This is a genomic window from uncultured Microbacterium sp., assembly GCF_900078385.1.
In the GTDB taxonomy this organism is placed as follows: domain Bacteria; phylum Actinomycetota; class Actinomycetes; order Actinomycetales; family Microbacteriaceae; genus Microbacterium.
Map to the genome: position 1 here is coordinate 673,463 of NZ_FLQR01000001.1, position 26,801 is coordinate 700,263.

General features: G+C 71.2%; 29 protein-coding genes and 1 tRNA gene. 19 read left to right on the top strand and 11 right to left on the bottom strand.

Translation table 11 applies throughout. The features are described from left to right. Positions 1-203 precede the first annotated feature (203 nt). Genes ileS through ndk form a run of 4 tightly spaced genes read left to right on the top strand, consistent with a single transcriptional unit; the run spans position 204 to position 5,749 of the window. Positions 204-3,593, top strand: a complete 3,390-nt coding sequence (gene ileS, locus QZL85_RS03355; RefSeq protein WP_295573576.1) for an isoleucine--tRNA ligase — start codon at positions 204-206, stop codon at positions 3,591-3,593. Further along, positions 3,590-4,942, top strand: a complete 1,353-nt coding sequence (locus tag QZL85_RS03360) for a folylpolyglutamate synthase/dihydrofolate synthase family protein (protein WP_295573578.1) — start codon at positions 3,590-3,592, stop codon at positions 4,940-4,942. Before ileS ends, QZL85_RS03360 begins: the two co-directional genes overlap by 4 nt. Next, on the top strand, positions 4,939-5,331 hold the full coding sequence (locus QZL85_RS03365) for a DUF4233 domain-containing protein (protein ID WP_295573581.1): 393 nt from the start codon (positions 4,939-4,941) through the stop codon (positions 5,329-5,331). The genes QZL85_RS03360 and QZL85_RS03365 overlap by 4 nt, the downstream gene beginning before the upstream one ends. 1 nt (position 5,332) lies before the next feature. After that, complete coding sequence (gene ndk, locus QZL85_RS03370; protein ID WP_028495517.1) at positions 5,333-5,749, top strand: nucleoside-diphosphate kinase; 417 nt, start codon at positions 5,333-5,335, stop codon at positions 5,747-5,749. Positions 5,750-5,761: 12 nt separating this feature from the next. Here ndk and QZL85_RS03375 read toward each other — a convergent pair whose 3' ends face one another. Further along, entirely contained in the window at positions 5,762-6,361 is a 600-nt protein-coding gene (locus tag QZL85_RS03375; protein WP_295573584.1) for a vitamin K epoxide reductase family protein, read from the bottom strand. 307 nt (positions 6,362-6,668) lie between these two features. On the opposite strand from QZL85_RS03375, the gene QZL85_RS03380 reads away from it, so the two are divergent. Then, positions 6,669-8,978: an Rne/Rng family ribonuclease gene (locus QZL85_RS03380; protein WP_295573586.1), complete on the top strand. Its 2,310-nt coding sequence runs from the start codon at positions 6,669-6,671 to the stop codon at positions 8,976-8,978. A 27-nt stretch (positions 8,979-9,005) separates the two neighbouring features. Here QZL85_RS03380 and QZL85_RS03385 read toward each other — a convergent pair whose 3' ends face one another. Then, positions 9,006-9,278, bottom strand: a complete 273-nt coding sequence (locus tag QZL85_RS03385; RefSeq protein WP_295573589.1) for a DUF4031 domain-containing protein — start codon at positions 9,276-9,278, stop codon at positions 9,006-9,008. Between the two features lie 203 nt (positions 9,279-9,481). On the opposite strand from QZL85_RS03385, the gene rplU reads away from it, so the two are divergent. The 13 genes from rplU to QZL85_RS03450 all read left to right on the top strand — a co-directional run bounded on the left by rplU (position 9,482) and on the right by QZL85_RS03450 (position 17,387). Then, positions 9,482-9,790 (top strand): 50S ribosomal protein L21, encoded by a 309-nt coding sequence (gene rplU / locus QZL85_RS03390; RefSeq protein WP_295573591.1) that lies wholly within the window; start codon positions 9,482-9,484, stop codon positions 9,788-9,790. A gap of 20 nt (positions 9,791-9,810) precedes the next feature. After that, a complete protein-coding gene (rpmA, locus tag QZL85_RS03395) occupies positions 9,811-10,068 on the top strand; it encodes a 50S ribosomal protein L27 (RefSeq protein WP_028495522.1) in 258 nt (85 codons plus the stop codon). A gap of 70 nt (positions 10,069-10,138) precedes the next feature. After that, complete coding sequence (gene obgE, locus QZL85_RS03400) at positions 10,139-11,647, top strand: GTPase ObgE (RefSeq protein ID WP_295573594.1); 1,509 nt, start codon at positions 10,139-10,141, stop codon at positions 11,645-11,647. Then, positions 11,644-12,477: a glutamate 5-kinase gene (gene proB / locus QZL85_RS03405; RefSeq protein WP_295573597.1), complete on the top strand. Its 834-nt coding sequence runs from the start codon at positions 11,644-11,646 to the stop codon at positions 12,475-12,477. Before obgE ends, proB begins: the two co-directional genes overlap by 4 nt. A 61-nt stretch (positions 12,478-12,538) precedes the next feature. Continuing rightward, positions 12,539-13,798 carry a glutamate-5-semialdehyde dehydrogenase gene (locus tag QZL85_RS03410; RefSeq protein WP_295573599.1) on the top strand — a complete coding sequence of 420 codons (1,260 nt, stop codon included), beginning with the start codon at positions 12,539-12,541 and terminating at the stop codon, positions 13,796-13,798. 46 nt (positions 13,799-13,844) lie between these two features. Next, a complete protein-coding gene (locus QZL85_RS03415) occupies positions 13,845-14,066 on the top strand; it encodes a hypothetical protein (protein ID WP_295573601.1) in 222 nt (73 codons plus the stop codon). A 9-nt stretch (positions 14,067-14,075) separates the two neighbouring features. After that, a complete protein-coding gene (gene nadD / locus QZL85_RS03420) occupies positions 14,076-14,672 on the top strand; it encodes a nicotinate-nucleotide adenylyltransferase (RefSeq protein WP_295573603.1) in 597 nt (198 codons plus the stop codon). Next, positions 14,669-15,901 carry a hypothetical protein gene (locus QZL85_RS03425; protein WP_295573605.1) on the top strand — a complete coding sequence of 411 codons (1,233 nt, stop codon included), beginning with the start codon at positions 14,669-14,671 and terminating at the stop codon, positions 15,899-15,901. Before nadD ends, QZL85_RS03425 begins: the two co-directional genes overlap by 4 nt. Next, a complete protein-coding gene (gene rsfS / locus QZL85_RS03430) occupies positions 15,901-16,278 on the top strand; it encodes a ribosome silencing factor (protein ID WP_295573607.1) in 378 nt (125 codons plus the stop codon). Before QZL85_RS03425 ends, rsfS begins: the two co-directional genes overlap by 1 nt. Positions 16,279-16,344: 66 nt before the next feature. Further along, a tRNA-Ala gene (locus QZL85_RS03435) sits at positions 16,345-16,417 on the top strand. Positions 16,418-16,488: 71 nt separating this feature from the next. Next, complete coding sequence (locus QZL85_RS03440) at positions 16,489-16,680, top strand: hypothetical protein (RefSeq protein ID WP_295573946.1); 192 nt, start codon at positions 16,489-16,491, stop codon at positions 16,678-16,680. A gap of 61 nt (positions 16,681-16,741) precedes the next feature. Then, on the top strand, positions 16,742-16,960 hold the full coding sequence (locus QZL85_RS03445) for a hypothetical protein (protein ID WP_295573609.1): 219 nt from the start codon (positions 16,742-16,744) through the stop codon (positions 16,958-16,960). Beyond that, on the top strand, positions 16,953-17,387 hold the full coding sequence (locus tag QZL85_RS03450; RefSeq protein ID WP_295573611.1) for a hypothetical protein: 435 nt from the start codon (positions 16,953-16,955) through the stop codon (positions 17,385-17,387). The genes QZL85_RS03445 and QZL85_RS03450 overlap by 8 nt, the downstream gene beginning before the upstream one ends. Here QZL85_RS03450 and QZL85_RS03455 read toward each other — a convergent pair. The 6 genes from QZL85_RS03455 to QZL85_RS03480 all read right to left on the bottom strand — a co-directional run bounded on the left by QZL85_RS03455 (position 17,384) and on the right by QZL85_RS03480 (position 22,165). Next, on the bottom strand, positions 17,384-17,947 hold the full coding sequence (locus tag QZL85_RS03455; protein ID WP_295573614.1) for a flavodoxin domain-containing protein: 564 nt from the start codon (positions 17,945-17,947) through the stop codon (positions 17,384-17,386). The genes QZL85_RS03450 and QZL85_RS03455 overlap by 4 nt on opposite strands. Before the next feature lie 67 nt (positions 17,948-18,014). Then, positions 18,015-18,767 carry an SDR family NAD(P)-dependent oxidoreductase gene (locus QZL85_RS03460; RefSeq protein WP_295573616.1) on the bottom strand — a complete coding sequence of 251 codons (753 nt, stop codon included), beginning with the start codon at positions 18,765-18,767 and terminating at the stop codon, positions 18,015-18,017. A 79-nt stretch (positions 18,768-18,846) separates the two neighbouring features. Continuing rightward, complete coding sequence (locus tag QZL85_RS03465) at positions 18,847-19,488, bottom strand: response regulator transcription factor (RefSeq protein ID WP_295573619.1); 642 nt, start codon at positions 19,486-19,488, stop codon at positions 18,847-18,849. Next, positions 19,485-21,155 carry a GAF domain-containing protein gene (locus tag QZL85_RS03470; RefSeq protein ID WP_295573621.1) on the bottom strand — a complete coding sequence of 557 codons (1,671 nt, stop codon included), beginning with the start codon at positions 21,153-21,155 and terminating at the stop codon, positions 19,485-19,487. The genes QZL85_RS03465 and QZL85_RS03470 overlap by 4 nt, the downstream gene beginning before the upstream one ends. 88 nt (positions 21,156-21,243) lie before the next feature. Next, on the bottom strand, positions 21,244-21,726 hold the full coding sequence (locus QZL85_RS03475) for a universal stress protein (RefSeq protein WP_295573624.1): 483 nt from the start codon (positions 21,724-21,726) through the stop codon (positions 21,244-21,246). 31 nt (positions 21,727-21,757) lie between these two features. Beyond that, the gene (locus QZL85_RS03480) at positions 21,758-22,165 is read right to left on the bottom strand and encodes a TM2 domain-containing protein (RefSeq protein ID WP_295573627.1); all 408 of its coding nucleotides are present in this window, start codon (positions 22,163-22,165) and stop codon (positions 21,758-21,760) included. 217 nt (positions 22,166-22,382) lie between these two features. Here QZL85_RS03480 and nagE point away from each other — a divergent pair, with 217 nt between their 5' ends. Then, a complete protein-coding gene (gene nagE / locus QZL85_RS03485; RefSeq protein WP_295573629.1) occupies positions 22,383-24,299 on the top strand; it encodes an N-acetylglucosamine-specific PTS transporter subunit IIBC in 1,917 nt (638 codons plus the stop codon). Between the two features lie 12 nt (positions 24,300-24,311). Here nagE and QZL85_RS03490 read toward each other — a convergent pair whose 3' ends face one another. From QZL85_RS03490 to QZL85_RS03500, 3 genes are read right to left on the bottom strand one after another with little or no spacing between them, the layout of a single operon-like run. Next, a complete protein-coding gene (locus QZL85_RS03490; RefSeq protein WP_295573631.1) occupies positions 24,312-25,022 on the bottom strand; it encodes an SOS response-associated peptidase in 711 nt (236 codons plus the stop codon). 35 nt (positions 25,023-25,057) lie between these two features. Beyond that, entirely contained in the window at positions 25,058-26,089 is a 1,032-nt protein-coding gene (locus QZL85_RS03495) for an App1 family protein (protein ID WP_295573633.1), read from the bottom strand. A gap of 4 nt (positions 26,090-26,093) precedes the next feature. After that, positions 26,094-26,777 carry a DedA family protein gene (locus QZL85_RS03500; RefSeq protein ID WP_295573635.1) on the bottom strand — a complete coding sequence of 228 codons (684 nt, stop codon included), beginning with the start codon at positions 26,775-26,777 and terminating at the stop codon, positions 26,094-26,096. Between the last annotated feature and the right edge of the window lie 24 nt (positions 26,778-26,801).

A 26,801-nucleotide genomic window follows, 5' to 3' on the forward strand; every position in this document is an offset into this window, starting at 1 on the left:
ACACTATCGCGCGCGTATGATGGGACGATCAGCATCGATCCGGCCATCACCGGGGAGCTTCCGGAAGAAACCCTGCGGGGGAGTAGAACCGGACGGGGCAGGCCCGTCACAGCCGCAGGGAGAGTGGCCCTCCGGGGCAAGCGGGGTGGTACCGCGGTCGTCAGATCGTCCTCGCAGGAAGCAAAGCGACCTGCTGGAGAGACATGACCTACCCCAAGCCCTCATCGTTCGGCCCCGCCGCCGATCTCGTCGCGAGCCCGCGCTTCCCCGCGATCGAGCAGGAGATCCTCGGCTTCTGGAAGGACGACGACACCTTCCGCGCCTCCATCGCGCAGCGCGAGGACGCCCCCGAGTGGGTGTTCTACGACGGTCCGCCGTTCGCCAACGGCCTGCCGCACTACGGTCACCTGCTCACCGGCTACGCGAAGGACGTGTTCCCGCGGTTCCAGACCATGCGCGGCCACAAGGTCGACCGCGTCTTCGGCTGGGACACCCACGGGCTGCCTGCGGAGCTCGAGGCGATGAAGCAGCTGGGGATCACCGAGAAGAGCGAGATCGAGCAGATGGGGATCGCCGCGTTCAACGAGAAGGCGCGCTCCTCCGTCCTCGCCTACACGCACGAATGGGAGGACTACGTCACGCGCCAGGCGCGCTGGGTGGACTTCGATCGCGGCTACAAGACGCTCGATCCGGGCTTCATGGAGTCGGTGCTGTGGGCCTTCAAGACCCTGTGGGACAAGGACCTCGCGTACGAGGGCCATCGCGTGCTGCCGTACTGCTGGCGCGACGAGACCCCGCTCAGCAACCACGAGCTGCGCATGGACGACGACGTCTACAAGATGCGCCAGGACCCCTCGGTCACGGTGACGTTCCCGCTCGTGGGCGCGAAGGCCGAGGCCCTGGGGCTCACCGGGGTCCGCGCACTCGCCTGGACGACGACGCCGTGGACCCTGCCGACCAACCTCGCCCTCGCGGTCGGACCCGAGATCGAGTACGCGATCCTTCCCGGCGGACCCGAAGGCGTCGCGGACGTGCACGAGGACCGCGCCGAGGCCGACGCGCACCGCTACCTCCTGGCATCCGCACTGCTCGGCGGGTACGCGAAGGACCTCGGCTACGCCTCGGCGGAGGCCGCGCACGCGGCCGTCGAGCGGACGATCATCGGCGCTGAGCTCGCCGACGTGCACTACGACGCCCTCTTCGACTACTACGCGGATGCCGCGACGTGGGGCACCGACCGTGCCTGGCGCATCCTCGTCGACGACTACGTGACGACGAGCGACGGCACCGGCATCGTCCACCAGGCACCGGCCTACGGCGAGGACGACCAGCGCATCACCGAGGCCGCCGGCATCCCGCTCATCATGAGCCTCGATGACGGCGGCCGGTTCCTGCCGCAGGTGACGGAGGTCGCCGGGGAGCTCTGGATGGACGCGAACCGCCCGCTCATCCGCCTCTTGAAGGCGGAGGGCCGGCTGCTGCGCGAGGCCAGCTACGAGCACTCCTACCCGCACTGCTGGCGCTGCCGGAACCCCCTCATCTACAAGGCGGTGTCGAGCTGGTTCGTCCGCGTCACCGCCATCAAGGACCGCCTCGTCGAGCTCAACGACCAGATCACCTGGGCGCCGGAGAACGTCAAGCACGGCCAGTTCGGCAAGTGGCTCGAGGGCGCCCGCGACTGGTCGATCAGTCGCAACCGGTTCTGGGGCTCGCCCATCCCGGTGTGGAAGAGCGACGACGCGGCGTACCCGCGCGTCGACGTCTACGGCTCCCTCGCCGATATCGAGCGCGACTTCGGCCGGCTTCCGGTCAACGAGGCGGGCGAGGTCGACCTGCACCGCCCGTACATCGACGAGCTCACCCGCCCGAACCCGGACGACCCCACCGGGCGGTCGACGATGCGCCGGATCGAGGACGTCTTCGACGTCTGGTTCGACTCGGGCTCGATGCCGTACGCGCAGGTGCACTACCCGTTCGAGAACCGCGAATGGTTCGACGAGCACGCTCCCGCCGACTTCATCGTCGAGTACATCGGCCAGACGCGCGGCTGGTTCTACGTCATGCACGTGCTGTCCGGCGCCCTGTTCGACCGGCCGGCGTTCACGGGCGTCGCCTGCCACGGCATCGTGCTGGGCAGCGACGGGCAGAAGATGTCCAAGTCGCTGCGCAACTACCCCGACGTCCGGGAGGTGTTCGACCGCGACGGTTCGGACGCCATGCGATGGTTCCTGATGGGCTCCTCGGTCCTGCGCGGCGGCAACCTCGTCGTCACGGAGGAGGGCATCCGCGCGGGCGTGCGGGAGTTCCTCCTGCCGCTGTGGAACGCGTGGTACTTCTTCGCCACGTACGCCAACGCCGCCGGAGGCCCGGAAGGCGACGGCTACGAAGCGCGGCGGCGAACCGACTCGACGAACGTCCTCGACCGGTACATCCTCGCCCTCACCGGCGACCTGGTCCGCGATGTCGCGACCGACCTGCAGGCGCTGGACTCCACGATGGCCGCGGCCACACTGCGCGACTTCGCGGAGGCCCTGACCAACTGGTACATCCGCCGCTCCCGCGACCGATTCTGGGTCGGCGTGTCCGACGAGACGTCCACGGAGGCGTTCGACACGCTCTACACCGTGCTGGAGACCCTCACCCGGGTCGCGGCGCCGCTCATCCCGCTCGTCGCGGAGCGCGTCTGGCAGGGGCTCACCGGCGGACGCAGCGTGCACCTGCAGGACTGGCCGGATGCCGCCGAGTTCGCCCCCGCGGCCGACATCCGCGTCGCGATGGACACCGTCCGCGAGGTCTCCTCCGTCGCCAACGCCCTGCGCAAGCGCGAAGGCAAGCGCGTGCGGCTTCCCCTGGCGAGCCTCACGGTCGCGGTCGCCGACGCGGCCGGGCTCACGCAGTTCGAGGAGATCCTGCGTGAGGAGCTCAACGTCAAGCGCATCGAGGTCGTCGAGCTCGTGGACGGACTCGCGGAGCAGTACGGCATCAGCCAGCGGCTCGCCGTCAATGCCCGTGCGGCGGGTCCGCGCCTCGGCAAGCAGGTGCAGCACGTCATCGGCGGTGCCAAGGCCGGCCTGTGGTCGGTGGTCGACGGTGTCGTCGTCGTCGACGGGATCGCGCTGGAGGAGGGAGAGTACGAGCTCACCCTCGAGGCGGGCGGCATGGCCGCCGGCACCGCGATCGCGCTGCTGCCGGCCGGCGGCTTCGTGCTGCTCGACACCGCCACGACGCCGGAGCTGGAGGCCGAAGGGCTGGCCCGCGATGTCATCCGGGCCGTCCAGGACACCCGCAAGGCCGCCGGCTTCGACGTGAGCGACCGGATCCGGCTGCAGCTGGTGTTCGCCCTGGCCGCCGACGCGGATGCCGTGAGCGCGGCGTTCGACACCGCCGATGTCGCGGGGGAGACCCTTGCGCTCGAGCACTCCATCGCCGTCGAGGGACGCGACGTCCCGGCACGCGACGGCGAGGGAGACGACGCCTGGCGGCACGCCGCCTTCGGCGCCGCTCCCGAGCACGTCGCGTACCAGCGCGACGGCCTCTTCGCCAACGAGGGCGGCTTCCACGTCGCCGTGTCCCGGATCGGAGCATCCGTATGAACGACCGTTCCCGAGCGGATGCCGTCTACGCGGCGCTGCTGACCCGGCAGGGCGAGCGCTGGGTGCAGCCCCGCGTCGAGCGCACCCGGCGCGTGCTGGAGCTGCTCGCCGATCCGCAGCGCACCTACCGGGTCGTGCACGTGACCGGCACGAACGGGAAGACGTCCACGAGCCGCATCGTCGAGACGATCGTGCGCGCGCACGGCCTGCGGACGGGGCTCTTCACGAGTCCGCACCTGGAGCGCTTCACGGAGCGCATCATGATCGACGGCGAGCCGATCGCCGACGCGGCGATCGCCGACGCGTGGGACGAGATCGTGCCCTTCGTCGACCTCGTCGATGCCGAGCTCGCCGCCACCGGCGAGGCCCCGCTGACGTTCTTCGAGCTGCTGACGGTCCTCGCGTTCGTCGCCTTCGCCGACGCCCCGGTCGACGTCGCGGTCGTCGAGGTCGGCATGGGCGGGGCCTGGGACTCCACCAACACGGCCGACGGCGACGTCGCCGTGTTCGCGCCGATCGACATCGACCACGCCGACCGGCTCGGCAGCACGATCGAGGCGATCGCGACCGTCAAGGCCGGCATCATCAAGCAGGACGCGGCCGTCGTCTCGGCCGCCCAGGACCCGGCTGCCGGAGCCGTGCTCCGCGCGGCGGCCGCCGCGCGCAACGCGTCCCTCGCCGTCGACGGCGAGCAGTTCGCCCTCACGGCGCAGCGCCTGGCCGTCGGTGGGCAGCAGATCTCGGTGCGCGGTCTCGCGGGCACGTACGACGAGCTGTATCTGCCGCTGTACGGGGCGCACCAGGGGCGCAATGCGACGCTCGCGATCGCCGCCGTGGAGTCGCTCATCGGCGGGGGCACGCAGCCGATCGCGCCCGATGTCCTCGCCGACGCGCTCGCGAACGTCACCTCGCCCGGCCGACTCCAGCTGATCGGCGTCGCGCCGACCGTGCTCGCCGACAGTGCGCACAACCCGCACGGGGCCGGCGCGCTCGTCGCCGCTCTCGGGGAGTCGTTCGACTTCGACGAATGGGGCGTCGTCCTCGGCGTGTTCGGCGACAAGGACACCGCGGGGATCGTCTCGACCCTTGCCCCGGCCGCAGCGCACGTCTTCGCGACGGCACCCGACTCCGAGCGCGCCGCCGATCCCGAGGAGCTCGCCGATCTCGCCGAGGCGGCCGGGGCCCAGGTCAGCGTGCACCGCGACCTCGCCGATGCGGCCGAGGCCGCGCGCGCGTGGGCGGCGACATCGGAGCGCCGCGCCGTCATCATCGCCGGCAGCGTCGTGCTCGCCGGCGAGGCCGTGCTGCTCGCCGCCGACGGCGACTGGAAGAACGGGTGGCGGGAGTGAGCCGGCGCGTCCGGCGGCCGCGCGGCGCCGCCGAGTCGCTGGCATCCATCGTCCTGGCCGCCGAGGCCCTCGTCGTCTTCCTCGGCGGGCTCGTCGCCTACGGGCTCGGCGCCTTGCCGGATGCCATCCCCGGCTGGTGGGGGATCGTCGCGGGCAGCGTCCTGGCCGTCCTCATGATCGCCACGGGTGCCGTCGTCCGCCATCGGTGGGGGATCGCGCTCGGCTGGCTCTGGCAGGTCGTCATCGCGCTCGGGGCGTTCGTGCTGCCGGCGCTGCTCGTGGTCGCCGTCGTTTTCGGTGCCATGTACGCGTATGGCACCATCAAGGGCGGCGCGCTGGACAGGCGCAACGCACAGCTGGCCGCTCAGGCGGAATCGAACGGAGACTGACATGCACACGGAAGAGACCCTCGTCCTCGTCAAGCCCGACGGCGTCGCCCGCGGACTCACCGGCGCGATCCTCGCCCGCATCGAGGCGAAGGGCTACGCGCTCGTCGACATCGCCCTGGTGGAGCCGGAGCGCGACACGCTCGAGCGGCACTACGCCGAGCACGCCGGCAAGCCGTTCTACGAGCCGCTGCTGGAGTTCATGATGTCGGGTCCGTCCGTCGCGATCCGCCTGGCCGGCAACCGCGTCATCGAGGGGTTCCGCTCGCTCGCCGGCACGACCGATCCCACGACGGCGGCCCCGGGCACGATCCGCGGCGATTTCGGTCGCGACTGGGGCCTCGCGGTGCAGCAGAACCTCGTCCACGGCAGCGACAGCCCCGAGTCCGCGGCGCGCGAGCTGGAGATCTGGTTCGGCTGAGCGAGCCTCCGACTAGAGCGTGCCGATCCAGTCGAGTCGCAGCTGGGCGATCAGCGCGATCACGGCGTAGCTGAGGATCCCGAGGAGCGGGATCCACCCCAGGAGGGTGTCCGCCGCGGCGCGGACGCGCGCGGGCGCCGGGACGACGCCCGATCGCAGCAGGTGCAGCGTGACGGCGTAGAACGTCGGGATCGTGACGATCCAGGTCACCATGCACCACGGGCAGAGCGTCCCCAGCACGAACACGCTCTGCGTGATCAGCCAGACGACGAATCCGAACGCGAATGCCGTCCCGGCCCAGAACAGCCACCAGAACCAGCGCGCGAAGCGGGCCCCCGCGAGGATCGCGACGCCGACGGCGATCGGGGCGACCCAGCCGACGAGACCGAGGAGCGGGTTGGGGAACCCGAACACGGCGCCCTGCCACGAGTCGAGGTTCTTGCCGCACTGCACGACGATGTTCACGTCGCAGGATGCCGTCGACCCCGGCTCGGCGAGCAGGTGGAACTTCTCCACGGTGAGCTCGAAGGCGGCCAGCAGCCCTATGGCGCCGGCGATGATCAGCCACACCGCGAGCGCCCGGGGACGGGTGTGGGTCAGGCGGGTCGGCATGGTTGCGATTATCGCACCGCGACTCGAGGCGACCTCTGCAACCGCGCGTGCACGCGCCGCGGACGGCGAAACGCGCATTCGGGCACCGAAAGTGCGATAATGGTCGCCGATGCTCTCCGCGGCCGCGCCGCGACCGGACATCACCGAAGACTTCGGGCGATGAACGCCCTTGGCAGCACGAGCCACGGCCACATGAGCAGGCTCCGGCTGCAGACCGAGTGAGACCGCGGCTCCTCCGAACCGGAGCGGCGCCGCCAGATTTTCGCCGGACGGCGCGCGGTGCCGTCCCGCTAGGAGTAAGCCAGTGATGGCCGATGAGCACACCGAAGATCCCACGTCCGACAACGAGCAGCCCGTCACGCTGAGCGACGCGCCCGCCGCCGAGCTCGCCGATGTCGTGACCTCCGTCGAAGCCGTCGAGGAGGATGCGCCGGGCGCGGACTCCGCGGAGGCTCCCGTCGAGGACGTGCCCCCGGCAGACGACGCGCCGAGCGTCGAGCCGGAGTCGGGCGCCCCGAGCGACGACGCGGCGCCTGCCGAGCCCGAGGCGCCCGCCGAGCCCGAGTCACCTGCCGAGCCCGAGGCGCCGGTCACGGCGGTGAGCCTCGGCCTGCTGCCGGAGGAGTTCGTCTCCGCCGTGTCGACGCAGCTCCTGTTCTACGCACCGGCGATCGCACCGCTGCCGCCGCGGATCGCGGACGACGTCCGCGACGAGCCGGACGTCGAGTCGCCCTCGAGCGCCCGCCGGCGCAACCGCCGCCGCGGCGGTGCCGGCACCGGCGAGGCCCCCGAGGAGGCGCCGGCACAGCCGCGCCGCCGGGCCGTCGAGCTGATCACCGAGCCGCAGCGCATCAAGGGCTCCACGCGCCTGGAGGCCAAGAAGCAGCGTCGCCGCGACGGGCGGGAGGCCGGCCGCCGCCGCCCCGTCGTCACCGAGGCGGAGTTCCTCGCGCGCCGCGAGGCCGTCGACCGCGACATGATCGTCCGCTCCAAGAACGGCCGCATCCAGATCGCCGTCCTCGAGGACAACGTCCTCGTCGAGCACTACGTCGCCCGCAATCAGGATGCCTCGCTCATCGGCAACGTCTACCTCGGCCGCGTGCAGAACGTGCTGCCGAGCATGGAGGCCGCGTTCGTCGACATCGGTCGCGGCCGCAACGCCGTGCTCTACTCGGGCGAGGTGGACTGGGATGCCGTCGAGACCGGCAACCAGCCCCGTCGCATCGAGCTAGCGCTGAAGTCCGGCGACCGCGTCCTCGTGCAGGTGACGAAGGACCCCGTCGGGCACAAGGGCGCGCGCCTGACGAGCCAGATCTCGCTCCCCGGCCGCTACCTCGTGTACGTGCCCGGCGGCAACATGAACGGGATCTCCCGCAAGCTCCCCGACACCGAGCGGGCGCGCCTCAAGCGCATCCTCAAAGAGGTCCTCCCCGAGTCCAGCGGCGTGATCGTCCGCACGGCCGCCGAGGGCGCGACCGAGGACCAGCTCACGCGTGACGTGCAGCGGCTCACGTCGCAGTGGGAGCACATCAGCGCGCAGCTGGAGAACATCCAGGCCCCGGCGCTGCTGCACTCCGAGCCCGACCTGCTCGTCAAGATCGTGCGTGACGTCTTCAACGAGGACTTCCGGAAGATGCTCATCCAGGGCGAGGACGCGCACCAGACGATCACGTCCTACCTCGCCGGCGTCGCGCCGGACCTCATCGAGCGCATCGACAAGTACGAGGACGAGCAGGACCCGTTCGACCGGTTCCGCGTCACGGAGCAGATCGAGAAGGCGCTGGACCGCAAGGTCTGGCTGCCGTCCGGCGGCTCGCTCGTCATCGACCGCACCGAGGCCATGACGGTCGTCGACGTCAACACCGGCAAGTTCGTCGGCTCCGGGGGAAACCTCGAGGAGACGGTCACGAAGAACAACCTCGAGGCTGCGGAGGAGATCGTCCGGCAGCTGCGCCTCCGTGACATCGGCGGCATCATCGTCGTCGACTTCATCGACATGGTCCTCGAGTCCAACCGCGACCTCGTGCTGCGTCGCCTCGTCGAGTGCCTGAGCCGTGACCGCACGAAGCACCAGGTCGCCGAGGTCACCTCGCTCGGCCTCGTGCAGATGACGCGCAAGAAGCTGGGACTCGGCCTGCTCGAGACCTTCAGCGAGGCGTGCGAGGTCTGCGCCGGACGCGGTGTCATCGTGCACCACGACCCGGTCGTCAAGCACCGCGCGCCGCAGCAGAGCAGCTCTGCCCGCCGTCCGCGCCAGGCGCCCCCGGCTCCGGCCGGCAGCAACGGCGGGACGCACGTCATCACGGAGGGCGCGAAGTCGGCGCTCGCCCAGATCGCGGCATCCACCATCCACACCTCCGCCGACGACGCGGGGGAGCAGCAGCCCGTCGTCGAGGCTCCGGAGCCGGTGGAGCGCCCCAAGAAGTCGCGCAAGAAGAAGGTGGATGCCGCGCCGACGACGTCGCGGGCACCCAAGACCGAGAAGGACCTGCTCCTGGAGACGGTCCTGAGCGCGCTGCCCGAGCCGAAGGCTCCCGGGCAGGGTCGCGCCCGTCGCCGTGTCACGACGGCCGCGCTCAGCGGCACGCCGGTGAGCGCCTCACCGTCCGAGGACTGATCGTCCGCGCGCCCGCGGCTCGGCGCGTCAGAGCCCGCGGCGCTCGCGCGCGGTGACGCGCAGCCCCGAGCCGATGAGCCGGCGCACCAGCTCGTGACCGCTCACGCGCTGGGCGCCGCCCGCGACGAGCCGCTCCAGCGCGTCCTCCGGGACGTCGTAGTGGTCCAGGTCGAACGCCCGCGCGGGGATGCCGTGGGCGCGGGCGAACGCGTGCAGCTCGGCGAGATCGCTGTCGCTGACCAGGTGCGCCCACAGTCGCCCGTGGGCGGGCCACAGCGCTTCGTCGACGAGGATGGCCACGTCCCGATCCTAGGCACAGCGGCGATTCCGACACGCCAGGCCCGTGCTTTTGCCCTCCTGCACCGCATCCGGTAAAGTGGACCCTTGGTGCGTCGCGTGTCGCTGGCCTATGGCGACCGAGAGCTTTGCTTCCGCACCAAGACTTCCCAGTCTCACAAAGACAAACGGAGCCGTGCGCTCCACAGAAGAAAAACAGGTGTGAAGTGGTTTACGCAGTTGTGCGCGCCGGTGGCCGTCAGGAAAAGGTCGAGGTCGGCACCATCGTCGTGCTGGACCGCCAGCAGGCGAAGGTCGGCGACAAGATCGAGCTGCCCGCCGTCCTCTTCGTCGACGGCGACGCCGTGACGACCGACGCCGACAAGCTCGCGAAGGTCGTCGTCACCGCCGAGGTCCTCGGCGAGGAGCGCGGCCCCAAGATCGTGATCCAGAAGTTCAAGAACAAGACCGGCTACAAGAAGCGCCAGGGCCACCGTCAGGACCTCACGCGCGTCAAGATCACCGGCATCAAGTAAAGCCAGGGAGAGACGCAGAGATGGCACACAAAAAGGGCGCAAGCTCCACCCGTAACGGTCGCGACTCCAACGCCCAGCGACTGGGCGTGAAGCGTTTCGGCGGCCAGACCGTCCTCGCCGGCGAGATCATCGTCCGCCAGCGCGGCACGCACTTCCACCCGGGCGCCAATGTCGGCCGCGGTGGCGACGACACGCTGTTCGCGCTCGAAGCGGGCGCCGTGCAGTTCGGCACGAAGGGCGGCCGCAAGGTCGTCAACATCGTGGCGGCCGCAGAGTAGTCGCACACACTTCCTTGGCGAGGGGCGGGCTTCGGCTCGCCCCTCGCCTGTTCCCGTCAGGAGACATTCCATGGTGACCTTCGTCGATCGCGTCACGCTCCATCTCAGGGCGGGCAAGGGCGGCAACGGTTGCGTCTCCGTCAAACGCGAGAAGTTCAAGCCCCTCGCCGGTCCGGATGGCGGCAACGGCGGTCACGGCGGCGACGTCGTGCTGGTCGCCGACCCCCAGGTCACGACCCTGCTCTCGTACCACCACTCGCCGCACCGCTCCGCCGGCAACGGCGGCTTCGGCATGGGCGATCACCGCTCCGGCGCGCTGGGGGAGCCCCTTGAGCTGACCGTCCCTGTCGGCACCGTCGTGAAAGACGTCGACGGCGAAGTGCTCGCCGACCTCGTCGTCCCCGGGACACGCTTCGTCGTGGCCCCCGGTGGCCAGGGCGGGCTCGGCAACGCGGCGCTGGCGACGACGAAGCGCAAGGCGCCCGGCTTCGCGCTGCTCGGCACGCCCGGCTGGGAGGGCGATGTCCTCCTCGAGCTCAAGACCGTCGCCGACGTCGCCCTCGTGGGGTTCCCGTCGGCCGGCAAGTCGAGCCTCATCGCGGCCGTCTCGGCGGCCCGGCCGAAGATCGCCGACTACCCGTTCACGACGCTGCACCCGAACCTCGGCGTCGTGCAGGCGGGCGAGGTGCGCTACACGATCGCCGACGTCCCGGGCCTCATCGAGGGCGCGAGCGAGGGCAAGGGCCTGGGCCTGGAGTTCCTCCGCCACGTCGAGCGCTGCACGGCGCTCGTGCACGTGCTGGACTGCGCGACCCTCGAGCCCGGCCGCGACCCGCTGACCGACCTCGACGTCATCCTCGCGGAGCTGGAGGCCTACCCGGTGCCCGAGGGGCAGCTGCCGCTCCTCGAGCGACCGCAGCTCATCGCGCTGAACAAGATCGACGTCCCCGAGGCGAAGGACCTCGCCGACCTCGTGCGCCCTGAGCTCGAGGCGCGCGGCTACCGGGTCTTCGAGATCTCCACCGTCAGCCATGAGGGTCTGCGTCAGCTGAACTTCGCCCTCGGCGACATCGTCGCCCAGCACCGCGCCGACCTCGCCGCCGCACCGGCGCCGGAGCGGGTCGTCATCCGTCCGCAGGGCTCCCGGCGGGAGTTCGAGATCCGCGTCGAAGGCGGCACCTGGGGCAATGTGTACCGGATCCTCGGAGCGAAGCCCCTCCGCTGGGTGCAGCAGACCGACTTCCAGAACGAGGAGGCCGTCGGCTTCCTCGCCGACCGGCTCGAGAAGCTGGGTGTCGAGGACGAGCTCTTCCGCGTCGGCGCCGAGGCCGGTTCCACGGTCGTCATCGGCGAGGGCGACGGCATCGTCTTCGACTGGCACCCCACCCTCTCGTCGGCCGCAGAGCTCATGACCGCCCCGCGCGGCACCGACCCGCGCCTGGACCTCAACCCGCGCCGCACCACCTCGCAGCGCCGCGACAGGTACCACGAGCGCATGGATGCCAAGGCCGACGCACGCGCCGAGCTCGAGGCGGAGCGCCTCGCCAAGCGCGGCGGGGAGGACGAGGGCGAACTGTGACGGTGGTGGAGCGCGCCGGGATCGCCGGTGCACGTCGTGTCGTGGTCAAGGTCGGCTCCTCGTCGATCAGCGGCGAGAACGCGCACAAGATCCAGCCGATCGTTGAAGCCCTCGCGGCCGCGCACGGGCGCGGTACCGAGGTCGTGCTCGTCTCCTCCGGCGCGATCGCCACCGGCATGCCGTACCTCCTCCTCGAGGAGCGGCCCGTCGACCTCGCGACGCAGCAGGCGGCCGCCGCCGTCGGCCAGAACGTCCTGATCTACCGCTACCAGGACGCGCTGCGGCCGTTCGCGATCGTCGCCGGGCAGGTGCTGCTGACGGCGGGCGACCTCGAGAACCCGATGCACCGCTCCAACGCGCGGCGCGCGATGGAGCGGCTGCTGGGTCTGCGCATCCTGCCGATCGTCAACGAGAACGACACCGTCGCCACCCACGAGATCCGCTTCGGCGACAACGACCGGCTCGCCGCCCTCGTGGCGCAGCTGATCGGCGCCGATGCGCTCGTGCTGCTGAGCGACATCGAGTGCCTCTACACCCGTCCGCCGGGGGAGCCCGGCGCCCGCCCGATCGATCGGGTCGCGTACGGCGACGATCTGCACGGATTCGAGTTCGGCTCGGTCGTCGTCAACAGCGTGGGCACCGGCGGCGCGGCCACGAAGGTCTCCGCCGCGCGGGTCGCCGCGGCAGCCGGTGTCGGCGTGCTCGTCACGAGCGCCGACCTCGTCGAAGAGGCGCTGCAGGGTGCCGAGATCGGCACCTGGTTCGAGCCCAACCCGGCCGGTCCGGTCCCCGCCGGGACGGCGCCGGTGCACACGTCCGGGACGGTCTGACGCGGACCGCACGCCGCGGTCCCTCGGCCGGAGCCCGCACGCCGCTCGGTAGACTGACCGGATGACCGTCATCGCCGCCACCGCGCGGGAGCGCATGCTGCTGGCCAAGGACGCCTCGCGGCGCATCGGGCTCCTCACCGACCTGCAGAAGGCCGACGTGCTGCGCGCCATCGCGGACGGGATCGAGGCCGCCGCGCCCGAGATCCTGGCCGCCAACACGGAGGACATCGAGCGCGGTCGTGCGAACGGCCTCTCGACCGGCCTGCAGGATCGCCTGCGCCTCGACGAGGCGCGCGTCCACGCTCTGGCCGCCGCCGTCCGGGACGTCGCCGACCTGCCCGACCCAGTCGGTCGGGTGCTCGACGAGCGCACGATCGCCGGCGGCGTCCGCCTGCAGAAGGTGTCCGTCCCCTTCGGCGTCATCGGGTCGATCTACGAGGCACGCCCGAACGTCACGGTCGACATCACCGCACTCGCGCTCCGCGCCGGCAACGCCGTCGTGCTGCGCGGCGGCAGCGCTGCCCAGTCCTCCAACGCCGCCCTCGTCGCCGTCATGCGCGGCGTCCTCGCCGCGCACGGCGTCGACCCGGAGGCCATCCAGACCGTCGACGACTTCGGCCGTGACGGAGCTCGCGAGCTCATGCGCGCGCGCGGCCTCGTCGACGTCCTCGTACCCCGCGGCAGTGCCGAGCTCATCCGCACCGTCGTCGCCGAGTCATCGGTCCCGGTGATCGAGACCGGGGCGGGCGTCGTGCACATCGTGCTGGACTCGTCGGCACCGCTGGACTGGGCGCGCGACATCGTCGTGAACGCGAAGGTCCAGCGACCCAGCGTCTGCAACGCCGTCGAGACCGTCCTCGTCCTCCGTGACGCCGCCGAGCGGCTCGTCCCGCCGGTCGTCGATGCGCTCCAGCGCGCAGGTGTCACGGTGCACGGCGACGCCGACGCGCAGCGCCTGGCGCCGGGCATCGTCCCCGCGACGGAGGACGACTGGGCGACCGAGCACATGAGCCTCGACCTGTCGCTCCGGGTCGTCGACGACCTCGACGAGGCGCTCGCGCACATCCGGACGTACTCCACGCAGCACACCGAGTCCATCATCACGACCGACGACGCGCACGCGGAGCGCTTCCTCGCCGAGGTCGATGCGGCCGTCGTGATGGCCAACGCCTCGACACGCTTCACCGACGGCGGCGAGTTCGGCTTCGGCGCCGAGGTCGGCATCTCGACGCAGAAGCTCCACGCGCGCGGACCCATGGGCCTGCCCGAGCTGACGAGCACGAAGTGGCTCGCCCGCGGGTCCGGGCAGATCCGGTCCTGACCGCCTAAACTGGGCCGAGCGCCACCCGAATCGAAACGGAGCACGAATGACCCTCGCCACGATCGTCGCCCTCGCCGCAGAGGAGCACCACGGCAACGTCCAGGCGGAGACCGTGGTCTTCGGCATCATCGCGTTCGCCGTGTTCCTCCTCCTGGGCTTCGTCACGCTCTCCTACCGCAACGTGGCCAACCGTCACGCGCACAAGGCGGATGCCTACGCCCAGGCTCACGGCGCCGAACTCACCCAGGCGGGACACGGCCACCACTAGGCCGCGCGGATGGCAGCAACGCGCGCCCCGCGCATCGGTGTGATGGGCGGAACGTTCGACCCGATCCACCACGGGCACTTGGTGGCGGCCAGCGAGGTCGCCCAGTCCTTCGACCTCGACGAAGTGATCTTCGTGCCGACCGGCATCCCGTACCAGAAGGAGCAGGTCTCGCCGAGCGAGCACCGCTACTTGATGACGGTGATCGCGACGGCATCCAACCCGCAGTTCACGGTCAGCCGCGTGGACATCGACCGCAACGGGCCCACGTACACGATCGACACGCTCCGCGACCTGCACGCGCAGCGGCCGGACTCCGAGCTGTTCTTCATCACCGGCGCGGACGCCATCGCGCAGATTCTCAGTTGGAGGGACCATGATGAACTGTGGGACCTCGCTCATTTCGTCGCCGTCTCCCGACCGGGCCACGTCCTGAGCACCGCAGGACTGCCCACTGACGATGTGAGCATGCTCGAGATCCCCGCCCTGTCGATCTCGTCGACGGACTGCCGGGCCCGCGTAGGTCGCGGACACCCGGTGTGGTACCTCGTCCCCGACGGCGTCGTCCAATACATTGCGAAGCACCACCTTTACCGGAGCGAGGCATGAGCACACCCGACCAGCCGGAGACTCCTCAGCTGACCCGTCGCCAGCTGCGCGAAATACGCAACACCGCCGCGACACCCATCATCACGCCCGACATGCAGGGTCCCGCGACGGGGGAGACCCCCGTGACGGATGTCGACGTCGAGACGCCCGATCCGGCACCGGCGCCGGCACCGGTCGCGCCCCTGCCGCGTGCCGCCGTGCCGGTGGACATCCCCGAGGCGCCGATCGCCGACTCGGCCGTCGACCTCGGCGGACACGCACTGACCCGCCGCGCCGTCCGCCAGCAGGAGCGGCTCCGCACGGCGGCGATCGCCATCCAGCCCGGCGCACCGGCGGACGAGGAGAGCCCGGCGGAGGACTCCGTCGAGGAGCTCGTCGCCGAGCGCGATGCGGGCCCCGAGGAAGCCGGCTCGACCGGCCCCATCACCGCGGTGATCGAGGCCGAGCCGGTGGCGGACGAGGAAGACGAGCCCGCCCCCGCCGAAGAGCCGCTCGCAGAGGCGTCCTCCGAGGAGTGGGCGGAGCCCGCCACGGAGCGCGAGGCGACCGAGCAGCCGGCACCGGACGAGGATGCGTCTGCCGAGGAGCACCCGTCGGACGAGTGGGCCGAGGAGCCGCCGTCGGACGAGTGGGCCGAGCCCGCACCGTCCGAGGACCCGCAGGTCGCACCCGCCGAGGACCTCGACGCCGCCGCCTCGGAAGAGAGCGCACCCGCGCCGGCCGCCCCCGGAGCGGCGTTCGGCCTCGGCCGGACGAATCCGGACGCCGAGGTCGACATCGAGATCTCCCTGCCCGCATCCTTCGACCAGATGCTGCCGCGTAGCGGGAACGGCGGCGCGTCGCTCTCGACCGCGAACGCGCTCATCCTCTCGCAGACGCCCGAGACGGGGTCCCTCGTCTCTCCCGTCGCCGCGACCGGCGAAGTGCTCATCACCGGCACGTTCGCCCTCCCGGACACCTACGGTTCGACCGGCCGTGTCCCCGGCTCCGCCGAGGGCAAGGACGTCGACGCCGTCCTGCTCGACGGCGAGCTCCCCTCCGCCTCGTCTCCGACGCCGATCGCCGCCAGCGCGGCGGTCAGCACCATCAAGAGCGCTGAGGACATCATCCGTCCCCCGGCGCCGGAGAAGGGCAGCAAATTGATGATGGCGCTGGCCATCACGGCGGGCGTTCTCGCGCTCGCCCTGGCGGGGGTCCTCATCCTCGCCTTCGTGACAGGAGTGTTCTGATGGCAGCAAGCGAACAATCGCACCGGATGGTGCAGATCGCGGCAGCCGCCGCGGATTCCAAGGGTGGGGAGGACTTCGTCGCGTTCGACGTGTCGCAGCCCCTCCCGCTCGTCGACGCGTTCCTGCTGGTCACCGGCCGCAGCGAGCGCAACGTCGCGGCGATCGCCGACGAGATCGAGGACCAGCTCCTGCAGGCCGGCTTCAAGCGCCTGCGGCGCGAGGGCCGACAGGAGTCCCGCTGGGTCCTGCTCGACTTCGGGGACCTGGTGGTGCACATCTTCCACGAGGAGGAGCGCGTGTACTACGGCCTCGAGCGGCTGTGGAAGGACTGCCCCGTGATCACGGTGGATGTTCCGACCCACACCCCCGCCCCGTAGGTGTCGTGGTTCGCGGCACCCCTCAGCGTGTAGTAATCTAGTGGGGTTGCCGCGAGCGGCGACGGAGGGCCTGTGGCGCAGCTGGTAGCGCACCTGCATGGCATGCAGGGGGTCAGGGGTTCGAGTCCCCTCAGGTCCACGAAATCCCCGGTTCATCCGGGGATTTTGTGTTTCCCGGCGGCGCCGAAGTAGGGTGAGCGCGTGAAGCGGATGTGGCCGTGGCTCGTTCCCGGCGTGATCCTGATCGCCGTCGGCGCGGTGTGGACCCTGCAGGGCCTGGACGTGCTGCGCGGCTCCGTCATGAGCGGGTCGTCCCTATGGGCCACGATCGGCCCGATCGTCCTGCTCGCCGGACTCGCGCTCGTCGCGGTCGGGATCCTGCGCCGCCGGCGTCGGACCTGACCGGCAGACCGGCGGGACGTTCGACCCCCGGATCGGGGCGCGGCCGGGCCACCCTGGGGGCATGAACACCACGGACGTCGGCGACGGCCGCCGCAGCGTGCGCGTCGTGGAGAAGGCGGGCCCGTGGGGCTTCTTCTTCCTGCTCGCCTACATCGGCGCCGCCATCTACTTCATCTCGGAGTCCAGCGGCAGCTTCTGGGGCGTCGTGCTCGGCCTCCTCCAGGCGGCGGTATGGCCCGTCTACGTCGTCTACCTCGGGCTGGCGGGCCTCGGTGCGTGATTTCGACCGGCCGTGGATGCGCGTGACGCTGCTCGTGGTGACCGCCTTCACCGCGCTCACGGCCGCGGCCGGCGGCGGCGCGCTGATGTGGGGCAGCCTGTCCGGCGGGTCGTCGCCGATCATCCCGCCGGGGGAGTACCTCCAGGGAAGCCCCTTCACGGGCTACCTCGTCCCGGGGATCCTGCTGCTCGTCGGCATCGCCGGGACGCACGCCGTCGCCTTCCTCGCCTGTCTGCGGCGCCGGCGCTGGGCGCCGCTGGCGGTCGTGGTCGCCGGCTACGCCTGTCTCGTCTGGATCTTCGTCCAGATGGTCTTCATCCCCTTCAGCGCCCTCCAGGCCCTGTACTTCGGCATCGGCTGCCTCGAACTCGGGCTCACACTGCTCGCGCTCCGGGTGTGGCCGTCCGCGCCGCCGGCGTCGCGCTAGGTCCGGGTCGCGTCGCTCTCGAGCAGGCGCGCGCCGAGAAGGCGTCCCCACTGCTCGGCCTCGTCGAGCTGGCCGGGCAGCAGGGCGCTGTCCTTGTCGACGAGGAAGCTGCGGTAGTCCGCGAGCGGAACCGCCCCGCGCTTGCGCAGCCGCTTGTCGATCCCGGCGGCGGCTGAGCCGGTGAAGAGCCGCGGCATGTCGGCGCGCGTGTCGAATGCCGCGAAGCCGCGCACCGGGATCGGCGCCGTGGGGAGCCACTCCCGCACGCCGTCGCCGTCGAAGTCCGGCTCGAGACGGAGGTGCGAGGCCGGCTTCTCGACCCAGTTCGCCGCGTCCGCCCGCGTCTGCGGGCGGCTCAGTGCGTGGGCGTGGGTCGGCGCTCCGACGATCAACAGATCCGCGGGATCCAGCGCGGCGGCCTCGTGCACCGCGAGGAGATCGACGTGCGCTGCGGAGCGGATGCCGGCGGCGATGGCTTCCGCGACGCGCCGCGTCGCGCCGAACATGGACTCGTAGACGATGGTCGCCGTCACGTGGGTGGAAGGCTCGTTCGTGGTCATGCCATCACCCTCCACCGGACGGCGGTCCCCCGGGGGGACTATGGTCACGCGGGCTCAGGACCCGGCGTCAGATCGCGGCCCAGCCGCCGTCGACACGCAGAATGGAACCCGACACGTTCGACGCGTCGTCGGACAGGAGCCAGGCGATGGCAGCGGCCAGCTCCTCGGGCTGCGCCACGGGCGGGATGTTCGTCTGGAAGAGGGGTCCGAGTCGCTGCGCGCTCCACTCCGACCGGAAGGGCGCCTCGATGCTCGTCGCGACCGGGCCCGGCGCGACGGCGTTGCAGCGCACCCCCTTCGGCGTGTAGAAGAACGCCGTGCTCAGCGTGAACCCGTTCACCGCGTGCTTGGAGACCGTGTAGGGCGTACCGGCCGCCGACCCGCGGAGGCCCGCCTCCGAGCCGACGTTGACGATGCTCCCGTGGCCCTGCGCGAGCATGAGCGGCAGCACCGCACGCGTGAGCGTCATCATGGCCGTGAGGTTCACCGCCAGGACGCGGTCCCAGGTCTCGTCGAGGATCTCGGCGGTCGGCTCGAACCCGTCCATGATGCCGGCGACATTGGCGAGGCCGTCGATGCGGTCACCGGCTGCCGCGAGCACCCGCGCGATCGTGTCCGGTTCGGTCACATCACCGGTGACGGTGAGGATGTCGCCGCTCACCTCGCTCGTCAGCTTCTCCAGTCGCTCGGGCAGGACGTCGGTCGCGACGACCCTGCCGCCCTCGGCGGCGATCCTCTCGACGGTCGCGCGTCCGATGCCGGCGCCGCCGCCGGTGACGATGACGGTGGTCCCTGCGAAGCGGTTCGGATAGACGCTCATGACGGATCCTCTCGGGTGGGGTCGATGCCAGTCCACCGGGCGGACGCGGGAGAACCCGGGTCCTAGGTCCCGCGGCCCCTCACTCGCGGACCGCGTCGCCGCGATGCTCGAGCTGGAACACCGCCGCCTGGGTCCGGCGATCGAGACCGAGTTTGCTCAGCAGCGAGGAGACGTAGTTCTTCACGGTCTTCTCCGCGAGCCCCAGCGCGTCGCCGATCTGCCGGTTGGTCATCCCGTCGGCGATGAGCTTGAGGATCTGGCGTTCGCGGAGGCCCAGGGAGCCCAGCCGGGGGTCCGCGGCGCTCTCCCGGATGCGCGTGCTCGCCCGCCGTGCCATCGAGGGATCGAGCAGGTGCTTGCCGGCCGCGACGGCGCGGATGGAGTCCACCAGGCGATTGCCCGCGATGTCCTTCAGCACGTACCCCGCGGCACCGGCCAGCACGGCCGCGGAGATCGCGGTGTCGTCGTCGTAGGCCGTCAGGATCAGACAAGCGACGTCCGGCATCCGCGAACGGATCGTCCGGCAGAGGTCGATGCCGCTGCCGTCGGGCAGCCGGACATCCAGCACCACGACCTGCGGACGGGTCGCCTCGATCCGCGCGAGCGCGTGCGCGAGGTCTCCCGCCTCGCCGACGACGACGAGGTCGGGCTGCATCCGCAGCAGATCCGCGATGCCGCGCCGCACGACCTCGTGATCGTCGACCAGGAAGATCTCGGTCATCCCTCGCCCGCCTCCGCGGCGTCCGCCGTCATCGGTATGCGCCATCGGACGGTCGTGCCGGCGGCCGTCGAGGCCACGTCGAGATCGCCGCCGTGGTGCAGTGCCCGCTCCCGCAGGTTCTGCAGCCCGCTCCGGTGCGTCCGGCCCCCTATCCCGCCGCCGTCGTCGGCGACGTGCACCGACAGCCAGCCGTTGCGCGCCGTGACCTCGACCGAGATGCGGTCGGCGTCGGCGTGCCGGATGGCGTTGCTGAGCAGCTCGCGCGCCGCAGCGACCACGTCATCACTGCGCCCTCCGCCGACGGCATGGTCGATCGGTCCGCTGAAGCGGACCGTGGGCGGCCGCGGCATGTGGCTCGACAGACCCGCGACGACATCGATGACGCGGTGGCGCAGGGTGTCGGCATCCCGTGCCGACAGCGCGAAGATCGCTGTCCGGATCTGCGCGATCGCATCGTCGAGCGCACCGACCGCGTCACCGAGGCGATCGGGCGCGGACCCCGGCTCGAGGGCGCCTGCGACGGCGCGCACCATGAGACCCGCGCCGAACAGCTGCTGGATGACGTGATCGTGCAGGTCGCGCGCGATGCGGGCGCGCTCGTCGGCCAGGAGCGCCCGTTCCTGCCCTTCCCGCGCATGCGCCAGGTCGAGCGCGAGGCTGGCGCGCTCACCCAGGTCGACGGCCGTGGCGATCTCCGCCGGCGCGAACGGGGCGGACCCGGGCGCCCGCGCGACCGTGACGATGCCCCACAGCCGCGCCTGCGACCGCATCGGAAAGGCCATCGCCGGGCCCGCCGCGTCGGCGACCCGCACCACGAGCGGGTCGTCCACGGGCCCGGCGCCGTTCTCGGCGACACGAGGGTGACCGTCCGAGGCGACGGCTCCCGCGAAGGTGTCGGTCTCTGCGAGGACGCGGCCGCGCAGGGCCACCTCGTCGGATCCCCGCACCGCCGCGACCTGCACATGGCCGTCGCCGTCCGCGACGAGCAGCACCGCGACACGGTCCGCGCCTGCGGCGTCGCGCACCCGCGTCGCGAGGAGGTCGAGCGCCTCCGACTGGGGGAGCGACAGCAGCGCGGCGGAGACCTCGACCGCCGCCGTCATCCATTCCTCCCGCGTGCGCACCTGCGCGAACAGGCGTGCGTTGGCGATCACGAAACCGGCCGTCGTCGCGAGGGCCTCGACGAGGGCTGTGTCCTCGTCGGTGAAGTGCCCGTGTCGACGGTTGGTCAGGTAGAGGTTCCCGAAGACCTCGCCGTGCACGCGCACCGGCACGCCGAGGAAGGAGTGCATCGGCGGGTGGTGCGCGGGGAACCCGACGGCGCGCGCGTCCGCCGAGATCTCGGGGAGGGCGATGGATGCCGGGTCGCTGATGAGCGCCCCCAGGAGGCCATGACCCTCGGGGAGATGGCCGATCCGCGCCGCCTCACCCTCCGTCATGCCCACGTACACGAACTGCTCGAGGCCCTGCCGGTGCGGGGAGATCACCCCGAGCGCACCGTACTGCGCATCGACGAGGTCCGCCGCCGCCCGCGCGATGCGCCGGAGGACGGTCGGCAGGTCCAGCGGCTGCACGACGGACTGCGTCGCGGCCAGCAGTGCCCGCAGCCGATCCTCCGCCGCGAGCACGAGCCCCGCGGGCGGATGACCGTCCGCATCCGCCGCCACGACCACCCTCGCCCCTTCCGCACACCGACACCGTCACTGTACGACCGTCACTGTACGACCGGGGGCTCGCGCGGCGGAAGGCGGCGGCTCACGCCGGAGCGGCGCCCGCCCGGCGCTCGGACGCGGATTCCTCGTCGGGCCGGGCGGTGTCGGCGCGGACGATCAGCACCGGACAGTGCGCGTGCGCGGCGCACGCGTTGCTCACCGAGCCGAGCAGCAGCCCCGCGAATCCGCCGTGACCGCGGCTTCCGAGCACGAGCATCTGGGCGTTCCGGCTCGCCCCGATGAGGGCGTCGGCGGCAGACCCCGGAAGGGTCGTCGTCGTCAATCGGTCCGGCGGCTCGCCGCCGAAGGCGGCGGCGACCGCCTCGTCGAGCGCCGTGCGGGCGTGCTCCTCGGGCGACCAGTCGCCGAGGAGCGCGTAATCCACGTACGGCGGGTACACCCACGTCGTGACCGCCTCGAGCGGCGCATCCAGCAGGTGCGCCAGGCGCGCCGCGTAGCGCAGCGCGGCGACAGAGGACTCCGATCCGTCGACGCCGACGACGATCGTCTCCGACTGCTCGTTCATGGCCTGTCCTTCCTCGCGGTTCGTGTGCGGTTCATTGCCCCCGCCACCAGGGCATCATCGGGATGACGTCGTCCGGCACCGCCAGGTAGGTCCGCGACAGCGCGGTCGTGATCATGCCGAGGGCCACGCCGGCCCCGGTCACGATCCACGCGACCACCCGGTGCTCCTCGTAGTCCGGCAGCAGCCGGCCGGTGCCGTCGCGCTGCACACCGGCGAGGGTCAGGATGAGGTCGATCAGCCACCAGACCCCGAGTCCGCCGAGGGTCAGGAGCTTGAGGACGCCGGTGCCCACCTTCCCCAGGTAGAAGCGGTCCACGCCGAGGAAGCCGAGCAGCCAGGAGAAGAGCCAGGTCGCGACGAAGGAACGGTCCGACGCGGTGCGCGGCGCTTCCGCGGGCGGGCCGCCGACCCGTGTCGTCGCGGGAACACCTGCGGTCATGACGTCCTCCGTCCCTCGCCTGCCACTCTGCGGGGCCGGCGTCCGCCGCGTCGGGTCGAAGGTCCCGCGGCGGGCGGGCGACGACATCCAGCAGCGAGGGGTGCGGGAGAGGGAACCCGCGACGCACCTGAGCGCTTCCTGTGAACGGCGGGGATCGTGTGTAGCCTCCCAGGCGTAGGCGCCCCCGGGCGCGTCATCCCCTCGGGTTGGAGAGTCAATGAAGTTCTTCCAAAGACTCGGCAGGTCGATCATGCTTCCGGTGGCTGTCCTGCCGGTCGCGGCGATCCTGTCCGGCATCGGCTTCTGGATCAAGAGCGCCAACGGCGGCGACCACAACGTCGTGTCGGCCTTCCTGGCCGCGGCGGGCGGCGCGCTGCTGGACAATCTCGCGCTGCTCTTCGCGATCGGCGTCGCGATCGGCATGGCGCGGAAGTCCGACGGCACCTCGGCTCTCGCGGGCCTCGTCTCCTGGCTCACGGTGACGACGATGCTCAGCCCCGCCACCATCCAGACCTTGACGGGCGTCGCCATCGAGGAGGTGGACCCGGCGTTCGGCAAGGTGCAGAACGTCTTCGTCGGCATCATCTGCGGCCTCATCGGCGCCTGGTGCTACGACCACTTCAAGGACACGAAGCTGCCCGACGCGCTGTCCTTCTTCTCCGGCAAGCGTTCGGTCGCCATCGTCACGGCGGGCATCTCGCTCGTCGTCGCGATCGCGCTGATGTTCATCTGGCCGCTCGTGTACGGCGGGCTCGTGACCTTCGGCGAGTGGATCGCCACGCTCGGACCCATCGGCGCCGGCATCTACGGCTTCCTCAACCGCCTGCTCATCCCGTTGGGCCTGCACCACGCGCTCAACTCCGTGTTCTGGTTCGACGTCGCCGGCATCAACGACCTCAGCAACTTCCTCAACGCCGACGGCACCTTCGGCGTCACCGGCCAGTACATGACCGGCTTCTTCCCGATCATGATGTTCGGACTCCCCGGCGCCGCCCTCGCGATCTACCTGACCGCGAAGACGACGCGGAAGAAGGTCACCTACGGCATCATGCTGTCGGCCGCGTTCGCCTCGTTCTTCGTCGGCGTCACCGAGCCGCTCGAGTTCTCCTTCATGTTCCTGGCCCCCTGGCTCTACGTCATCCACGCCCTCTTCACGGGCATCTCGATGGTGATCGCGAGCCTGCTGCCCGTGCGGATGGGGTTCGGCTTCTCCGGCGGCTTCATCGACCTCGTGCTGCAGTGGATGAACCCGTTGGCGCAGAATCCCTGGCTCATCCCGGTGATGGGCGCGTTCTGGTTCGTCGTCTACTTCTTCACGTTCCGCTTCGTCATCACCCGGTTCAACCTGAAGACGCCCGGGCGCGAGGACGATGCGGATCTCGTCGACGACGAGGCCGTGGGCTCCGCGGCCACCGGCTACCACGGGACGGCGGCGAAGTTCATCGCCGGTCTCGGCGGCGCGGAGAACATCACCGACCTCGACAACTGCGCGACCCGCCTGCGCATGGAGGTGGCGGACGTCTCGAAGGTCGACGCGCGCGCGCTGAAGCGGGCCGGCGCCGCGGGCACCGTCACGCCCGGCGGCACGTCGGTCCAGGTCGTCTACGGGCTCAACGTCCAGTTCGTCAAGGACGCCATGGAGGACATCATCGAGGGCCGCCACGTGGTGGCCGAGGATGCCGGTCTTCCGGCGTCCACCGGACGGACGGCGGTGGCCGCACCGGCCGCCGTGAGCCTCGCACTGCGCCAGCCGGTCGCCGGCCGGGTGCTCGCCCTGTCCGAGGTCCCCGACGCGATGTTCGCGGCGGGGACGATGGGACCCGGGATCGCGGTGGAGCCGACCAGCGACACGGTCGTCGCGCCGGCGGATGCCACGGTGGCCTCCGTCTTCCCGACCGGGCACGCCATCGGGCTCGTCCTCGATGACGGCACGGAGCTGCTCATCCACGTCGGCATCGACACCGTGACGTTGAAGGGCGACGGATTCGAGACGCTCGTGACCGCGGGGCAGAAGGTCCGCGAGGGCACGCCGCTCGTCCGGTTCGACGCCGCCAAGATCCGCGCGGCGGGGCTCTCGACGATCACGCCGATCATCGTGCTCAACAACGAGAACGCCGGCGTCACCTTCCGGTGACCCGCGGCCGGGTCAGCTCGCCGGCTCGATGAGGGCCGGCGAGTTGTTCCGGACGTTGCCCACGGCGCGGTCGACCACGTAGGACTCGAGCGTCTCGGCGAGGGCCGGCGCGGCGTCGATCGCGGCGTCGAGGACGTCGCCGACGTTGTCGGTGGTGGGGTCCAGCCAGGCATCGGCGTGGTCGGCGTCGATGAACAGCGGCATCCGGTCGTGGATGGAACCGAGCGCGCCGACGGCGTCGCGGGTCATGATCGTGAAGCTCAGCAGCCACCGCGCGGGATCGTCGTCGGCCTTGCCCGGGTCCTTCCACCACTCGTACAGCCCGGCGAACAGCAGGGGCGAGCCGTCCGCGGGATGGATGAAGTGCGGGGTCTTCACCCCGTCCTCCGTCTTCCACTCGTAGTAGCCGGTGGACGGGACGACGGCGCGCCGCTTGATGAGCGCCTGCCGGAACATCGGCTTGTCCTCGACCTCTTCGGACCGCGCGTTGAACGCCCGCACGCCGACCGAGAGATCCTTCGCCCACGACGGCACGAGACCCCACCGCGCGGATTCCAGCCGGCGGACCGGCGGCTCGCTCTTGGCCGAATCCAGGACGATCGCGACGCGGTCGGTGGGTGCGACGTTGTAGGAGGGCGCCGGAAGGTCGTCACCCTCGACGTCGACGCGGAGCACGTCGACGAGCTCGGATCCGACATTGGCCACCACGAAACGACCGCACATGCCGCCAGCGTACGCGGGGTCGGCGACACCGCGCGTCAGTCGGCGTCGACCACGCCCACCTCGGCGAGCCGATCGAGCAGCCCGGCGCCGTCAGGCCCCGTGACCCACGGCACGGCCGCGGCGGAGTGGTCGTTGACGGCCGTCCGCCCACCGGCCAGCACGGCCTCCGTGGGGGAGAGGCGACGGATCGCGACGGCGGTGACGTGCCCGGGGAACTCGCTCGTGAAGCTCGTGTACAGGTCGTCGTCATGCTGACCGTCGTCGCCGATCAGCATCCACTTCACGTCCGGGAACTCGCGCGCCAGGCGCCGCAGATTCTCCTGCTTGTGCACGCGGCCGCTGCGGAACCACCGGTCGTGCGTGGGGCCCCAGTCGGTGAGGAGGAGGGCGCCGAGGGGGAAGAGATGCCGACGCATGAACCGCACGAGGGTCGGCGCCACATTCCACGCACCCGTCGAGAGGTAGACGACGGGGGAGCCGGGGTGATCGCGCACCAGGCGCTCCAGCAGCACCGCCATGCCGGGAACGGGCTGACGGGCGTGCTCGTCGAGCACGAACGAGTTCCAGGCCGCGACGAACGGCCGGGGGAGCGCCGTGACCATGACGGTGTCGTCGACATCGGAGACGACCCCGAACCGCACGTCGGCGCCCACCACGAAGACGCGCGTCTCGACGGGCTCGGATCCCTCGACCGACATCGAGATGGTCTGCCAGCCGGGGGAGAGGCCCGCCTCGAGGACGGTGTCGACGACCCCGCCGCGGTCGGCGACGACGTCGTGCGTCACGCCGTCGATCGTCACCGAGACCTGCGCGAACCCGACGGGGACGGCGGCGAAGCTCCGCCAGCCGCGGACGCTCGCGTACTCGCCGCGCTGCGTGCGGACGGGAGGGACGATGAGCGCGCGACCGAGGACACGCACCCACTTCTCGCTGCCGTACCCCGGGTAGGCGGCGACCGTGGGATGCAGTCCGCGCCTGCGGGCGCGACGCTCCCGCCAGGAATGGAAGCGGTACTCCAGGCGCGCGAGCCACAGGATCTTCGCGCGGGCGTTTCTGGGGGTGGGCATCGCTTCAGTCTCCCACGCCATCGGGGGACGGCCGGACCTCGGCCTCGTCCTCCAGACGCAGGTGACGCGACTCCCGGGCGACGATGACGCGCTTGGCCACGTACGCGAGGAGCAGGAAGGCGGCGATGACGCCGACGAAGATGTAGCCCGCGAAGTGCAGCCGATCGGCCAGCTCGCGGTACGTCCCGGCCGCCGCCGCCGCGACGCTGACGTACAGAACGGCCCACACGGCGCATGCCGGGGCCGTCCAGGCGAGGAAGCGCCGGTAAGCGAACCCGCTCATCCCGACCGTGAGCGGAACGAGCGAGTGCAGGACGGGCAGGAACCGCGAGAGGAAGATCGCCGGGCCGCCGCGACGGCGGAGGTAGAGCTCGGCGCGCCGCCAGTTGTCCTCGCCGATCCGCGCCCCGAGTCGCGAGAAGCGGATGCGGGGGCCCAGCCAGCGCCCCAGCGCGAAGCCGATGCTCTCGCCCACGAGGGCGCCCACGATCACGACGACGACGAGCAGCGCACCCTCGGCGAACGAGCCGACGGCCGTCCCCGCGACGATGACGATCGTGTCCCCGGGAACGACCAGCCCCACCAGAACGCTCGTCTCCAGCATGATCGCGAGTCCCGCGACCAGCGTCCTCAGCAGCGGGTCCACACTCTGCACCGCGTCGAGGAGCCACGTGAGGAACTCGTTCACGGCACCAGACTATGACCCGTCGTG